Below are 14359 nucleotides of genomic sequence, written 5' to 3'. Positions count from 1 at the left end.
ATAATGGGCAACGGGACGGCCTGGGAGAGCTGGATGGCGGCAGATGTTCGCACGTCGAAGGAGATGAACGGCGCCCTGGCGCCGAAGGCGCTGCGCGTCGGCTTCATCCTGTCGAAAAGTTTCACTCTGTCCGCCTTCGCGCTGTTCGTCGATACCTTGCGGCTGGCCAGCGACAGCGAGGACCGCTCGCGCCGCGTCCATTGCGACTGGGACGTCCTGAGCAGCACGCGCAACTTCATCACCTCGTCGAGCGGCATCCAGGTCGCCCCGACCGCGCCCTTCGCCGATCCCGCCTGTTTCGACTATATCGCCGTCGTCGGCGGCCTCCTGTCGGTGGAGGAGCCCATCGACAGCTATGCCCAGGCCTATCTGCGCAAGGCGGCCCAGGCCGGCGTCGGGCTGATCGGCCTGTGTACGGGCAGCTTCATCCTGGCCGAGGCGGGCCTCCTCAAGGGCCACACGGCCTGCGTGAGCTGGCTGCACCACCGCGATTTCCGCGGCCGTTTCCCCGATATCGAGGCGACGTCGGAACAGATCTTCCGTTTCGACGGCAAGGTCGCCACCTGTGCCGGCGGCAGCAGCGTCGCCGATCTCGCCGCGACGCTCGTGCGCCACCATGTCGGCGAGGCGGCCGAGCGCAACGCGCTGGAAATCCTGCAGATCCGCCACCGGCGCGATGCGACCGACGTGCAGCCGCGCAATCCGCTCGGCCTCGAAGCCCGCGACCGCCGCGTGCACCTCGCCATCCTGATGATGGAGCAGCACACCGAGGACCTCCTGTCGATCGACAGCATCGCCACCATGACGGGCGTCTCCCGCCGCCAGCTCGAGCGGCTGTTCGAGAGCGACATGGGCGCCTCGCCGAGCGCGATCTACATGAAGATTCGCATGGCCGCGGCGCTCACCATGGTGATGCGCACCAACAAGCCGCTGATCGAGATCGCGCTCGAAACCGGCTTCGAGAGCCTGTCGCACTTCACCCGCCGCTTCCGCGCCGCCTTCGGCGATACGCCCTCGCAGATCCGCCGCGACGGCCGCCGCCAGGCCGGCTGAGGGGCAAATCGCCCGGCGGCCGGGAACCAAGCCGTCCGAGAACCGTTCGGTCTCCATTGCTGACACGAGACTGTAACGGGAGACCGCAATGGCAAGCAACGACGTCCAATCCCAGATTTCCGCCCTGCGCGCAGAGATCGCCCAGCTCCAGAAGGATCTTGGCGAGCGCGGCAGCGAGGCCTATGAGGCGGTTCGCGATCGCGCGGGCAATGCCGTCGAGGCCGCCCGTCCCGCCGTCCGCTCGACAACCAGATATGTGCGCAACGAAGGCGCCGCCGTGGCGCAGGCCGCGCGCGAACACCCCGCGGCCCTTTCGACGGTCGTCCTGACGGCAGGCCTTGCCGGCGTCGTCATCGGCTACCTGCTCGGCTCGCTCGAAAACGAGCCGGCTCGCCGCGAGCGCTGGTTCTGAAAGACGAAAGCCCGGCAATGCCGGGCTTTTTCATGCCTTTACCGCATCGGTTCCCCGGGCCGGGCCCGGGGACGTCTCTCACCGGTGGCGAAGACCGAACAGGTAGCCGATGAAGGCGGCGCCGGCGAGAGCGGCGAGCGGGTTGGCCTGGATGGTCTGGCGCACCTCATCGCGCACGGATTCCGCCTTGGCGACGGCAAGCTGGCCGGTGCCTTCGGCGATCAGCCCGGCGGATTCCTTCAGCCGGCTGATTTCCGTCTTCAGCGCCTCGATCTGTTCGCTCACCGTTGCTTCCGCCGCAACGCTGGCATCTTCCGAAATGCTGTCGCGCCCCTCAACGACGCCGAGCGTGCGTTTGCCGGTGCTCTTTTCGTCAGCCATGGACATGTCTCCTGGATTTGATGGAATGGCGAAAGGAGAACTTTCGCCGCGCCACTTGGTTCCCGACGATGATTCAAACTGTGATCTTTCCGATGCGACCGGGCGATTGACTCTTGCGGATTTTGAGAACAAATAGAGAACATATTGTCTTCAGCCAGGAGCCCGCCAAGCCGATGTCCGCCTGCGCCCATGCCGTTGTCGCCGATCTGCGCGACCACATCCGGCAGTTCGACGGCCGTGCCCGGCGCGACCGGGCGGTGCTGCCCTTCGGCGTGCCGGAGATCGACGAGCGGCTGCCGGGCGGCGGGCTGGCGCTGGCCAGCCTGCACGAGATCTGCGGCGGCGGCAACGATGCCGTCGAGGCCGGCGCCGCCATGCTCTTTGCCGCGGGCATCGCCGCGCGCACGAAGGGGCAGGTGCTGTGGTGCCTGACGCGGCCCGATCTTTTCGCGCCGGCGCTGGCGCAGGCGGGCCTTGCGCCCGGCCGCGTCCTCTATGTGGAGGCGGGCGACGAGAAGAGCCTGCTGCTCTGTTTCGAGGAGGGGCTGCGCCATGGCGGGCTCGGCGCCGTCGTCGCGGAGGTGGCGCGCCTGTCGATGAGCGCCTCGCGCCGCCTGCAGCTTGCCGCGGAGGCGGGCGGCACGCTCGGCCTTGCCCTGCGCCGCTTCCGCCACCTCAAGGAGGCGGATGCCCTTGCGCAACCCTCCGCCGCCGTGACGCGCTGGCGGGTCCATGTGCGGTCCTCCGCCCCCCTTCCCGTGCCGGGCGTCGGCCGGGGGCAATGGCTGCTGGAACTGGCCCGCTGCCGGGCCGGCGAGGCGGCGGAATTTGACGTGGAGGCCACCGATGCCGCGGGTCGTATCGCTTTTTCTTCCCGGCTGGCCGATCGATCGGCTGCGGCGGGCGCTCGGCGCTTCGGCGCCGCCGCCCGATAGCCGGCTCGTTCTCGTCGGCCGCGACGGCGCGCGCCGCATCCTGACGGCGGTGAGCCGGCCGGCCGAGCAGGCGGGCCTGCGCGTCGGCATGCCGCTCACCAAGGCCCATGCGCTGCTGCCGGACGTTGCCACCATGCCCGCCGATGCCGCCGCCGATGCCGCCGCCTTGAGCCGTCTCGCGCTCTGGGCCCTGCAGCACTATGCGCCCATCGTCGCCCCCGACCCGCCGGACGGCCTCGTCATCGACACGACCGGCGCCGATCACCTGCACGGCGGCGAAGAACGCATGCTGAGCGGCCTCGTCAACCGACTTGCCGCCTCCGGCATCTTCGCCCGCGCCGCCGTCGCCGACAGCTGGGGCGCGGCCCACGCCGCCGCCCGCTTCCTTGCCGATCCCGTGCGCATCGTTCCGCCCGGCAAGGCGGGCGAGGCCGTGTCGCCCCTGCCGGTCCTCGGGCTGCGGATCGCGCCGGAAACCGTGACGGGCCTCCACATGCTCGGCCTCCAGGCGATCGGCGACGTGCTCGCCGTGCCGCGTGCGCCGCTCGTCCTGCGCTTCGGCCCGCTCCTCGGCCGCCGGCTCGACCAGCTCCAGGGCACGGTTTCCGAACCCGTCGATCCGCTGCGCGACCCGGAGCTCGTCACGATCCGCAAGGTTTTCGGCGAGCCGATCGGCGCCCCCGAGACCATCGCGCACTACACGACCGGCCTCGTGCACGATCTCTGCGCCGCGCTGGAAAAACGCGGCCTCGGCGCCCGCCGGCTCGATCTGCTCTTCCACCGCGTCGACAATTCCCTGCAGGCCATCCGCGTCGGCACGGCACGGGCCGTGCGCGACACAAAACAGCTCGTCCGCCTCCTGACGGACCGTATCGAGACGATCGACCCCGGCTTCGGCATCGAGATCATGGACCTGACCGCGACGCTCGCCGAACCGCTCGTCCTCCAGCAGGCCGTCTCCTCCCTGATCGAGGAGGAGGAGGCGGACCTTGCCGGCCTCGTCGACGTGATCGCCAACCGCATCGGCGCCGCGCGTCTCTACCGCATCGCCCCGGTCGAGAGCGACGTGCCGGAGCGCTCCTTCCGCCGCATTCCGCCGCTTTCGCCCGAAACGGGCATGACCTGGCCCAGCCGCTGGCCGCGTCCCGCGCGGCTCCTGGCGCGGCCGGAGCCCATCGAGGTCATGGCGCTCCTGCCCGACCATCCGCCCGCCTCCTTCACCTGGCGCGGCGTGCGGCGGCTGGTCAAGCGGGCCGACGGGCCGGAGCGCATCTTCGGCGAATGGTGGAAGCGCGATGCCGAACTGGCGGCCGTGCGGGATTACTTCCAGGTCGAGGACGCCGAAGGGGAGCGCTTCTGGCTCTTCCGCTCCGGCAACGAGGAGCAGGCGGCAAGCGGCGCCGGCCGCTGGTTCCTGCACGGGATTTTCGCATGAAACCGCGTTATGCCGAGCTTCAGGCCACATCGCATTTCTCGTTCCTGCGCGGGGCGAGCAGCTGTGCGGAGCTGTTTTCGCAGGCGAGCGCCCTCGGTATAGAAGCGCTGGCCGTCGTCGATCGCAACAGCCTTGCCGGCGTCGTCCAGGCCTTCAAGGCCTCGCGGGAGCTCCCGGCGGATGGCCCGAAGGTGCGGCTGGTGGTCGGCTGCCGGCTCGACCTTGTCGATGGCATGTCGCTGCTCGTCTACCCGACCGACCGCGCCGCCTATGGCCGCCTCTGCCGCCTGCTCACCATCGGCAAGAAGCGGGCCGGCAAGGGAAAATGCCATCTCGACTGGGCGGACGTCATAGAATGGAGCGAGGGCCTTCTCGCCGTGCTGGTGCCCGACGAGGCGGACGAGACCGCCGCCTTCCAGCTGCGCCGCCTGCACGAACATTTCAAGGACCGCTGCTACCTCGCCCTCACGCTGCGCCGCCGGCCGAACGACCAGGTGCGATTGTTCGATCTCTCCAACCTCGCCGCCCGCCATGGCGTGCCCGCCGTCGTCACCAACGACGTGCTCTACCACGCGCCCGCCCGGCGCATGCTGCAGGATATCGTCACCTGCATCCGTCACAACGTCACCATCGACCATGCCGGCTTCCTGCGCGAGCGCCACGCCGACCGCTACCTGAAGCCGCCGGAGGAGATGCACCGTCTCTTCGCGCGTTATCCGGAGGCGCTGCGGCGGACGCTGGAGATTACCGAGCGTTGCCGGTTCTCGCTGGACGAGCTGATGTACCAGTATCCGGACGAGAAGGAATATACGCATCTCACGCCACAGGAGGCGCTTGAGAAATATACGTGGGAGGGCGCGGCCAGGCGCTATCCCGGCGGCGTGCCCGAGGAGGTGCGCAGTAAGCTCGTTTACGAATTGCGGCTCATCGAGAAGATGAAATATGCGCCCTATTTCCTCACCGTGAATTCCATCGTCCACCATGCCCGCAACCTGCCTGTCCCGATCCTCTGCCAGGGCAGGGGATCGGCTGCAAACAGCGCCGTCTGCTTTGTCCTTGGGATCACGGCGATCGACCCGATGGAGAATGGCAGTCTTCTCTTCGAGCGCTTCGTCTCGGAGCAGCGCGGCGAGCCGCCCGATATCGACGTGGATTTCGAGCATGAGCGCCGGGAGGAGGTGATCCAGTGGATCTACGATACCTACGGCAAGGATCGCGCGGCACTCTGCGCCACCGTCATCCGCTACCGCTCGCGCGCGGCGATGCGGGATGTCGGCCGCGCGCTCGGCATGCCGGAGGACGTGTTGAAGGCTTTGTCCTCGCAGGTCTGGGGCTGGTCCAACGACATTCCGCAAAGCCACGCGAATGCGGCCGGGCTCAATGTGGACGACCGCCGCGTCCGGCTGCTGTTCGAGCTTGCGCGCCAATTGATCAATGCGCCGCGCCACCTCTCGCAGCATCCCGGTGGTTTCGTGCTGACACGCGACCGCCTGGACGATCTCGTGCCGATCGAGCCGGCGGCGATGGACAAGCGCCAGGTGATCGAGTGGGACAAGGACGACATCGAGTATCTGAACTTCATGAAGGTGGACGTGCTGGCGCTCGGCATGCTCACCTGCATGCGCCGCGCCTTCGATTTCCTGCGGGAGCACAAGGGAGAGAGCCGTACGCTTGCCACCATCCCCGCAGGCGATGCCCCGACCTACGAGATGATCTCCAAGGCCGACACGGTCGGCACCTTCCAGATCGAGAGCCGGGCGCAGATGTCCATGCTGCCGCGCCTCAAGCCGAAGGAATTTTACGATATCGTCATCCAGGTGGCGATCGTGCGGCCGGGGCCGATCCAGGGGGACATGGTGCACCCCTATCTGCGGCGGCGGCAGGGATTGGAGAGGGTGGAATATCCCAAGCCCGCCTTCGAGAAGGTCCTGAGAAGGACCCTTGGCGTGCCGCTGTTCCAGGAGCAGGCGATGCAGGTGGCGATCGAATGCGCCGGCTTCGAGCCGGGCCGGGCCGACCAGCTCCGCCGGGCAATGGCGACCTTCAAGCATACCGGCGGCGTAGACAAATTCCGCGATGAACTGACCGACGGCATGGTCGACAAAGGATATACGCGCGACTTCGCCGAACGCATCTGCCGCCAGCTCGAAGGGTTCGGCTCCTACGGTTTCCCGGAAAGCCACGCCTACAGCTTCGCCATCATCGCCTATGCCTCGGCCTGGATGAAGTGCCACCATCCGGAGATCTTCTGCGCGGCCCTGCTCAATTCCCAGCCGATGGGGTTCTACGCCCCGGCGCAGATCGTGCGCGATGCGCGCGAGCACGGGGTGGAGGTGCGCCCGGTCTGCGTCAATGCCAGCCGGTGGGATTGCGCGCTGGAGCCGGCGGAGGAGGCGGGGAAGCTTGCCGTGCGGCTCGGGCTGCGGCTGGTGAAGGGGCTCGACAACAAGGAGATGGCCCGCTTCGTCGCCGCACGGGGCGAGGCGCCCTTTGCCTCGGTCGACGATCTCTGGCGCCGCACGGACCTTGCCTCCGACACGCTGGTGCGGCTTGCCGAGGCGGACGCCTTCCGGCCCTCGCTCGGGCTTGCTCGTCGCGAGGCCTTGTGGGCGATCCGCGGCTTGCGGGACGAGCCGCTGCCGCTCTTTTCCGCGGCTGCGGCGCGGGAGGCAGCGGTGGTGCCGGAGCTTTCGGAGCCGGCGGTGGCGCTGCGGCCCATGACGGCCGGCGGCGAGGTGGTGGAGGATTACGGCGGCGTCGGTCTGACGCTCCGGGCCCATCCGGTCAGCTTCCTGCGCCAGAGCCTTTCGCGCCGCCGCCTGCTTTCCTGCGCCGAGGCGACGCGGCTTGGCGATCGCCGGAAGGTCGAGACGGCCGGCATCGTGCTGGTCCGCCAGCAGCCGGGCTCGGCCAACGGCGTCATCTTCGTGACCATCGAGGACGAGACGGGCATCGCCAACCTCGTCGTCTGGCGCAAGGTCTTCCTTGCCCATCGCCCCATCGTGATGGGCGCGCCGATGATCGGCGTCAAAGGCTATATCCAGCGGGAAGGCGAGGTGGTGCATATCGTCGTGCAGCACCTCACCGATCTTTCGGCCGACTTCTCCACCATCGGCCGGCGCGGCGCCGCCGCGCAGCCGGAAAGCCGCGAGGCGGTGCGGACCATCCGCGTCCAGTCTCGCGATTTTCATTAGGAAGATCGTACAAGCCGCTGGATATGCGCGGATTTTTCCGATTGGGACAGGCGCTTCCCGTTACATGAAGTCGCGCAGGATCGCCTTTTCGAACGTCTTCTCGAATATCTGTTTCCGGCCGGGTCTCCGGCGGCGCTACTGGCAGGCCGGCGGCCAGCCGGGCCATGCGGCGGGCTGGGAGGACGAAGTGGCCAATGCCGCGATGCTCGGCTTCTACCGCAACACACGCCGCGCCCGCGGCACGACGGCTACATGCTCTTCCAGGAGGCGGCGTCGCAGCGCATCAACCGGGCCGTGACGGGCCGCGAGCCGGCGGCGGAGGCCGTCGCCGATCTCAATGCGCTCTTCCTGAGGAATTTTGCGGAGGGCGGCTGAGCGCCCTCGGATAGGGCGCTTATTGCTCTTCGGCGCTGAAGCCGGCTCCGGCCATTTCCGAGAGCCGGCGCGTCGTCTCGCCGAGCATCTGGATGGTCGTCGAGATATCCGGCGCGACCGGCGTGTTGATCAGGGTGATATAGGGGATGGTCAGGGCGGCGATCGCCCTTTCGTCCGCGCCGAGCACCGGCGCCGAGAGGTTGATGACGCCCGCCGTCTGGGCGCTCGGCATCATTTCATAGCCGCGCGAGCGGATGAGATCGAGCCGCGCCAGGAATTCCGGCGTGACGCGCATATCCGTGCCGCCGTCGCCGACATGCTCGGCGATCATGCGCAGGCGCTCCTCCGGCGAACGGAAGGCGAGCAGCGCGTGGCCGGAACCGGTGTCGAACAGGCCGATGCGCGAGCCGACGCGGATGGAGATGCCCCAGTAGCCGGGCGCCTCCTGCTGGGCGATGACGGCGGGATTGCCGCGGTCGAAGACGACGAGCTGGTTGGCCTGGCACGAGGCCTCGGCCAGTTCGCGCATCAGCGGCACGGCGAAGGAGACGAGCCGGCGCACGGGCGCGTGCAGTTGCGCCAGGCCGAAAAGCTTGAGCGTCAGCGAGAAGCGGTCGCCGTCGATGCGGGTGACGTAGCCGCGTTTCACCAGCCGGTCGAGCATGCGGTAGAATTCATTCGGGCTGCGGTCGAGCCGCTTGGCGATTTCCGCCTGGGTGAGGCCGCCGTCGACAGCGGCGAGAAGTTCCAGGATATCGAGGCCCTTGTCGAGCGCCGGCGCCCTGTAGCGATCGTTTTCTTCGTCCGACACGCGGGCTCCTCCAGTGAATGAGTAAATTCATATACGCAGAAACAGGAGGAGACAACCCCGGGAACCCGACCTGTGCTTGACGATATGTGAATAATTAGTTTGTATATGAATGATATTCTTGTCGGTAAGGGTTGGCGAAAAGCCATTGGGAGGAGAAGATGACGAGATTTCTAGCCGGCGTTGCCGCCGGTGCCGTGATCTGCGCGTGGGCGGGCTCTGCGCTTGCGGCTTCATCGGCACGCCGCCGATGAACCTCCCTTCTGCTTCGATCTTTCGCAGGCGCATCTCTTCGACGGTGCGGCCGGCCGGACGTTGCGAGGCTGACAGGGCGAGGATCGAACGCATCGAACTGAAAATGGTCGACCTTCGCCCGCAGGTCGAGCGCACGGAGGTCGTCAACCAGAAAAGCGAGGTCGTCCTCGCGGCCGATCACATCTATGTTGTCGAGCGCCGCCCGGGCGTCTGACACTTTTTACCAGGAGCAACTATGTCCCCTTCCATCAAAGACAAGCGCGTCCTCCTCACCGCCGCCGGCCAGGGCATCGGCCGGGCGAGCGCCATCGCCTTCGCCCGCGCCGGCGCCAAGGTCGTCGCGACCGACATCAACGCCGAGGCGCTGAAGAGCCTTGCCGGCGAAACCAATATCGAGACCCATGTGCTGGACGTCCTCAGCGACGAGGCCGTGAACCGCGTCGTTTCTGCGACCGGCCCGTTCGACGTGCTCTTCAACTGCGCCGGCTTCGTGCATGCCGGCTCGATCCTCGACATGCCGGACAAGGACCTCGATTTCGCCTTCGATCTCAATGTCCGCGCCATGGTGCGCACCATCCGCGCCGTGCTGCCGGGAATGCTGGAGAGGAAGGACGGCGCGATCGTCAACATGGCCTCCGTCGCTTCCAGCGTGAAGGGCGTGCCGAACCGCGCCGCCTACACCATCACCAAGGCGGCGGTGGTCGGGCTCACCAAGTCGGTGGCGGCCGATTACGTGGCGCAGGGCATCCGCTGCAACTGCATCTGCCCCGGCACGGTCGAAAGCCCCTCGCTGCAGGACCGCCTGCGCGCGCAGGGCGATTACGAGGCGGCGCGTGCGGCCTTCATCGCCCGCCAGCCGATCGGCCGCATCGGTTCCCCGGAGGAGATCGCCGATCTCGCCGTCTACCTTGCCGGCGCCACCTACACGACCGGGCAGGCCTACGCCATCGACGGCGGCTGGACCATCTGAGACCTTCCATCACCCCAAGGGCCGCATCCATGACCAAGATCACCAGCCTTCGCGCGATCGACCTGCGTTTTCCCACCTCGCTGAGCCTCGACGGCTCGGACGCGATGAACCCGGACCCGGATTATTCGGCCGCCTATGTGGTGCTCGGCACGGATGCGCCCGGTCTTGAAGGCCACGGCCTGACCTTCACCATCGGTCGGGGCAACGACATCTGCTGCATGGCGATCGAGGCGATGAGGCATCTGGTGGTTGGCCTCGATCTCGCCTGGGTCAGGGAAAATCCCGGCCGCTTCTGGCGCCATGTGACGAGCGACAGCCAGCTTCGCTGGATCGGCCCGGACAAGGGCGCGATGCACCTGGCGACCGGCGCGGTGGTGAACGCCGTCTGGGACCTGCTGGCCAAGGAAGCGGGCAAGCCGGTCTGGCGGCTCGTCGCCGAGATGAGCCCGGAGGAGATCCTCTCCATCGTCGACTTCCGCTACCTGACGGACGCGCTGACGCCGGAGGAGGCGCTGGCCATCCTCACGAAGGCGGAGGCCGGCAAGGCGGAGCGCATCGCGGCGCTGGAGAAGGAAGGCTATTCCTGCTACACGACCTCGGCGGGCTGGCTCGGCTATGACGACGAGAAGCTGCGCCGTCTCTGCCAGGAGGCCGTCGACCAGGGCTTCACCCATATCAAGATGAAGGTCGGCCGCGACCTTGAGGACGACAAGCGACGCCTGCGCATCGCCCGCGAGGTGATCGGCGACGAGCGCACCATGATGATCGACGCCAACCAGATCTGGGAGGTGGGGCAGGCGATCGACTGGGTGTCGGAGCTGAAACCCTACAAGCCGTTCTTCATCGAGGAGCCGACGAGCCCTGACGACGTCGCCGGCCACAAGGCGATCCGGCAGGCCGTTTACCCGGTCAAGGTGGCGACGGGCGAGATGTGCCAGAACCGCATCATCTTCAAGCAGATGATCGCCGGCGGGGCGATCGATATCGTGCAGATCGACAGTTGTCGCATGGGGGGCCTCAACGAAGTGCTCGCCGTGCTGCTGATGGCGGCAAAATACGGCCTGCCGGTCTGGCCGCATGCCGGCGGCGTCGGCCTTTGCGAATATGTACAGCATCTGTCGATGATCGACTATGTCGCGATCTCGGGCACGAAGGACGGCCGGGTGATCGAATATGTCGACCACCTGCACGAGCACTTCATCGACCCCTGCCGCATCGAGAACGCCGCCTACATGCCGCCCTCGCTGCCGGGCTTCTCCATCGAGATGAAGCCGGAATCGATCGCGGCCTATACGTTCGGGTGAGGGCGCTTGTCGCGTAAGATGCCGTCCATCGCAAAACACGGCGTGTCGCCCGGGCGATCATGGACCTGCCAGCGGACGGCATCCGCGCTTATGTGGAAAACGGCGGTCGCCAGCGTGTTCTCGTGGTCCGGGTCGTCCGGCTGCGCGCGGTAGATCGGCAGCGGCGATACGCCCGTGTCCCAGAGGATGGCGCGTGGATCCCGCAGGCCTTCCCCGCCCTCGGCGATGATTTGGTCCCCGCGTTGCTGCCGGGATCGGGAGGAGCCGGTGACCACCTGCCGCTCGCCGGCCATGCCGGCGTGAACGAGGTGGTTGGAATGGCATTGCGGCCGGTCGAGCGTGACGGCGGAGCACTGCTTGTGGGTGAATTCCACGCCGACAAGCCGCCGATCGCCCTTCTGCCCGAGCGTCATGTGGAAGGCACCGGCGCGTTCCGCGGTTGCGAGCAGGCGGACGGCCGCGTCGATCGACGGGCAATCGAGCAGGGCGCGCCCGAGCACCATGCGCGGCAGGCCGATGCCGACACCGCGGGAGCGGATGTTGTTGACGGCCTGGACGAGGCCGGCCGCGGTCACGGCGAAGGTGTGGCCGGGGATCGAGGCCGGATAGACGAAGCTGGCGAAGGCCGTGCCGCCCTCGGGACGGACATGGGCGAGCGCGCAATGGCCGCGAAAGCCGGGATCGCCGTCCTCGTTATGGGCGAGGAGGGGGGCTTCACCCGGTATCTGCACCGTCGTGCAGCCGTCCGGCGCGAAGGCCCAGAGATCGCCCCGGCAGTTCCACAGGAAGACGTCGTCGAAGGGAAGGTCGAGGCCGAGGGCGAGGCCCTGCAATTCCGCCCAGTGGGCGGGGAAGCGGGCCTCGACCAGTTCGCGCATGGCGGCAACGCGCGGATCGGCGCGAAAGGCGAGGACCGAGGCCCAGGCGTGGCCGCGCACGAGGTGGCGATGGGCGATGTCGCGGCCGAAGCGGCCGAGCTGGAGACCGATCTCCCGCGGCGGGCCGGCGATCTCGATGAGGCCCAGCCGGTTGTCAGTGGACATGTTGCAAGAACTCCCGCAGGCGTGGGTTTTCCGGATTGGCGAGCAGGTCGGCCGGCTTGCCGTCGACGGCGATCTTGCCGTCCTCCATGAAGATCAGCCGCGTGCCGACCTGGCGGGCGAAGGCCATTTCGTGCGTGACGACGATCATCGTCATGCCCTCCTCGGCGAGCGCCTGCATGACGCGCAGCACCTCGTGGCGCAGTTCCGGGTCGAGCGCGGAGGTCGGCTCGTCGAAGAGCATCAGCTTCGGCTTGACGGCCAGCGCCCGGGCGATCGCCACGCGCTGCTGCTGGCCGCCGGAAAGCTCGGCCGGATAGTGATGGCCGCGCTCGGCAAGGCCGACCTTGGCGAGCAGCGCCCGTGCCTGGTCCTCCGCCTCGGCGCGGCTCGCCCCGCGCACGCGGCGCGGGCCGAAGGCGACGTTTTCCAGCGCCGTCATCTGCGGGAAGAGGTTGAACTGCTGGAAGACCATGCCGGCCTCCTGGCGGATGAGGCGCACCTGCGAGCGGCCGGCCTTGACGCTTATAGCATCGACGACGAGATCGCCGCCATTGATCTCCTCCAGCGCGTTGATGCAGCGCAGCAGCGTCGACTTGCCGGAGCCGGACGGGCCGATCAGCACGACCACCTCGCCCTTGTCGATGTTGAGGTCGACCTCGCGCAGCACCACGACGGGACCGAAGGTCTTGGTGACGTTTCGAAATTCCACGATGCTCATAGGATCCGCATCCTCTTTTCGGTGACGCGCAGGATCAGCGTCAGGGTTCCGGTCATCAGGAGGTAGAGGATCGCCACCGCGCTCCAGATCTCGACGGCGCGGAAGTTGGCGGCCATGATCTCCTGGCCCTGGCGGGTGAGTTCGCCGACGCCGATGACGATGAACAGCGAGGTGTCCTTGAGGCTGACGATGAACTGGTTGCCGAGCGGCGGGATCATGCGGCGGAAGGCGACGGGGCCGATGATGTAGACCAGCACCTTCCACAGCGGCAGGCCGAGCGCCAGGCCGGCCTCCTTCAGCCCCCGATGCACGGAAAGGAAGGAGCCGCGCACGATCTCCGCGATATAGGCGCCGGCATTGACGACGATCGCCGTGACGGCGGCGGTCATCGGGTTGACGCGGATATCGGCGAGCACCGGCAGCGCGAAATAGATGAACATCACCTGCACGACGATGGGCGTGCCGCGGATGAGCTCGACATAGGCGAAGGCGACGGCGTTCAGGAACGCGTTGCCATAGGCACGCATCAGGCCCGCGACGAAGCCGACGGCAAGGCCGCCGACGAGGCCGGCGAGCGTGATGAGGATGGTGAGGCGGGCGCCGCTGAGCAAAGCGGGCATGGCCTCGCCGATGACGGACCAGTCGAATTCCATGGATTGGCTCCCCGGCGTGAGGAGGACGCGCCCGCCGTGCCGGCGCGCCCGGGGCTAAGGCGTCAGAGTTTCGGCTCGGCGCCGAACCACTTCTTGTAGATTTCGGTGTAGCGGCCGTCCTTCTTCATGTTGGCGAGCGCGGCATTGACCTTGGCGACCAGCTCGCTGCCCTTCGGAAAGCCGATGCCGTATTGGTGCGCCATCATCTGCTCGCCGACCGCCTTCACCTTGCCCCCGCCGGCCGTCTTCACGTAGTAGAGCACGTTCGGCGTGTCGTGCATGGCGGCGTCCACGCGGCCGGTCTGGAGTTCCAGATAGGCGTTGTCGATGTTCGGGAACTGGCGCAGTTCCGTCTCCTTGAAGTGCTCCTTGGCATAGTCCGTCGCCGAGGTGCCGGTCTTCGTCGCGAGGATCTTGCCCTTCAGGTCCTCGGCGCTCGTGACCGTGCTGTCCGCCGGCACCATCAGCAGGAAGCCGCTGTCATAGTAGCCGTCGGAGAAGTCGATGGCCTTCTTGCGCTCGTCCTTGATGGTGATGCCGGCGAGCGCCACGTCCACCTGCTTGGTCTGGAGCGCGGGGATGATGCCGTTGAAGTCCATCGGCTGCAGCGTGTAGGTGACGCCGATCTCCTTGGCGATGGCGTCCCACATGTCGATGTCGAAGCCGACATACTTGTCGCCTTCCTTGAACTCGAAGGGCACGAAGGCCGTGTCGGTGGCGACCACCAGGTCCTCGGCCCGCGCGCTCTGGCTGAAGGCGAGGGCCGATGCGAAGGCGGCAAATAGAATGGTACGCAGTTTCATGGTCGTTCCCCTTTGCTTGG

At 67.3% G+C, this 14359-nt stretch carries 14 protein-coding genes and 1 pseudogene; 9 read left to right on the top strand and 6 right to left on the bottom strand.

Translation table 11 applies throughout. The features are described from left to right. Positions 1 to 33 precede the first annotated feature (33 nt). Positions 34 to 1053, top strand: a complete 1020-nt coding sequence (locus AB3G45_RS04365) for a GlxA family transcriptional regulator (RefSeq protein ID WP_367829419.1) — start codon at positions 34 to 36, stop codon at positions 1051 to 1053. Between the two features lie 88 nt (positions 1054 to 1141). Beyond that, positions 1142 to 1465, top strand: coding sequence for a hypothetical protein (locus AB3G45_RS04360; protein WP_367829418.1), 324 nt, complete (start codon positions 1142 to 1144; stop codon positions 1463 to 1465). A 78-nt stretch (positions 1466 to 1543) separates the two neighbouring features. Here the strand turns inward: AB3G45_RS04360 and AB3G45_RS04355 are convergent, their stop codons facing one another. Beyond that, entirely contained in the window at positions 1544 to 1846 is a 303-nt protein-coding gene (locus AB3G45_RS04355; protein ID WP_367829417.1) for a hypothetical protein, read from the bottom strand. Between the two features lie 173 nt (positions 1847 to 2019). Here AB3G45_RS04355 and AB3G45_RS04350 point away from each other — a divergent pair, with 173 nt between their 5' ends. From AB3G45_RS04350 to AB3G45_RS04335, 4 genes are all read left to right on the top strand, one after another. Next, positions 2020 to 2781 (top strand): ImuA family protein, encoded by a 762-nt coding sequence (locus AB3G45_RS04350; protein WP_367829416.1) that lies wholly within the window; start codon positions 2020 to 2022, stop codon positions 2779 to 2781. Beyond that, a complete protein-coding gene (locus AB3G45_RS04345; protein ID WP_367829415.1) occupies positions 2693 to 4216 on the top strand; it encodes a DUF6504 family protein in 1524 nt (507 codons plus the stop codon). Before AB3G45_RS04350 ends, AB3G45_RS04345 begins: the two co-directional genes overlap by 89 nt. After that, positions 4213 to 7410, top strand: coding sequence for an error-prone DNA polymerase (locus AB3G45_RS04340; RefSeq protein WP_367829414.1), 3198 nt, complete (start codon positions 4213 to 4215; stop codon positions 7408 to 7410). Before AB3G45_RS04345 ends, AB3G45_RS04340 begins: the two co-directional genes overlap by 4 nt. 252 nt (positions 7411 to 7662) lie before the next feature. After that, positions 7663 to 7785 carry a hypothetical protein gene (locus tag AB3G45_RS04335; RefSeq protein ID WP_367829413.1) on the top strand — a complete coding sequence of 41 codons (123 nt, stop codon included), beginning with the start codon at positions 7663 to 7665 and terminating at the stop codon, positions 7783 to 7785. Between the two features lie 19 nt (positions 7786 to 7804). Here the strand turns inward: AB3G45_RS04335 and AB3G45_RS04330 are convergent, their stop codons facing one another. Then, positions 7805 to 8596, bottom strand: coding sequence for an IclR family transcriptional regulator (locus AB3G45_RS04330; RefSeq protein ID WP_367829412.1), 792 nt, complete (start codon positions 8594 to 8596; stop codon positions 7805 to 7807). A 376-nt stretch (positions 8597 to 8972) separates the two neighbouring features. Between AB3G45_RS04330 and AB3G45_RS04325 the strand changes: the two are divergent. From AB3G45_RS04325 to AB3G45_RS04315, 3 genes and pseudogenes are all read left to right on the top strand, one after another. Beyond that, a pseudogene (locus AB3G45_RS04325) lies at positions 8973 to 9062 on the top strand (dehydratase); the annotation flags it as partial. Between the two features lie 21 nt (positions 9063 to 9083). Further along, on the top strand, positions 9084 to 9818 hold the full coding sequence (locus AB3G45_RS04320) for an SDR family oxidoreductase (RefSeq protein WP_367829411.1): 735 nt from the start codon (positions 9084 to 9086) through the stop codon (positions 9816 to 9818). A gap of 29 nt (positions 9819 to 9847) precedes the next feature. Next, positions 9848 to 11122, top strand: coding sequence for an L-fuconate dehydratase (locus tag AB3G45_RS04315; protein ID WP_367829410.1), 1275 nt, complete (start codon positions 9848 to 9850; stop codon positions 11120 to 11122). Here AB3G45_RS04315 and AB3G45_RS04310 read toward each other — a convergent pair. The 4 genes from AB3G45_RS04310 to glnH all read right to left on the bottom strand — a co-directional run bounded on the left by AB3G45_RS04310 (position 11107) and on the right by glnH (position 14339). Next, the gene (locus tag AB3G45_RS04310) at positions 11107 to 12165 is read right to left on the bottom strand and encodes a C45 family autoproteolytic acyltransferase/hydolase (protein ID WP_367829409.1); all 1059 of its coding nucleotides are present in this window, start codon (positions 12163 to 12165) and stop codon (positions 11107 to 11109) included. The genes AB3G45_RS04315 and AB3G45_RS04310 overlap by 16 nt on opposite strands. Further along, positions 12155 to 12883: a glutamine ABC transporter ATP-binding protein GlnQ gene (gene glnQ, locus AB3G45_RS04305; protein WP_367829408.1), complete on the bottom strand. Its 729-nt coding sequence runs from the start codon at positions 12881 to 12883 to the stop codon at positions 12155 to 12157. The genes AB3G45_RS04310 and glnQ overlap by 11 nt, the downstream gene beginning before the upstream one ends. Beyond that, positions 12880 to 13536, bottom strand: a complete 657-nt coding sequence (gene glnP / locus AB3G45_RS04300) for a glutamine ABC transporter permease GlnP (protein WP_367829407.1) — start codon at positions 13534 to 13536, stop codon at positions 12880 to 12882. Before glnP ends, glnQ begins: the two co-directional genes overlap by 4 nt. A gap of 62 nt (positions 13537 to 13598) precedes the next feature. Further along, a complete protein-coding gene (gene glnH / locus AB3G45_RS04295) occupies positions 13599 to 14339 on the bottom strand; it encodes a glutamine ABC transporter substrate-binding protein GlnH (protein WP_367829406.1) in 741 nt (246 codons plus the stop codon). Positions 14340 to 14359: the final 20 nt, after the last annotated feature.

Origin of the sequence: Shinella sp. S4-D37 (assembly GCF_040812195.1) — a bacterium.
Taxonomy (GTDB): domain Bacteria; phylum Pseudomonadota; class Alphaproteobacteria; order Rhizobiales; family Rhizobiaceae; genus Shinella.
This window is presented reverse-complemented; position numbering and strand designations above follow the sequence as displayed.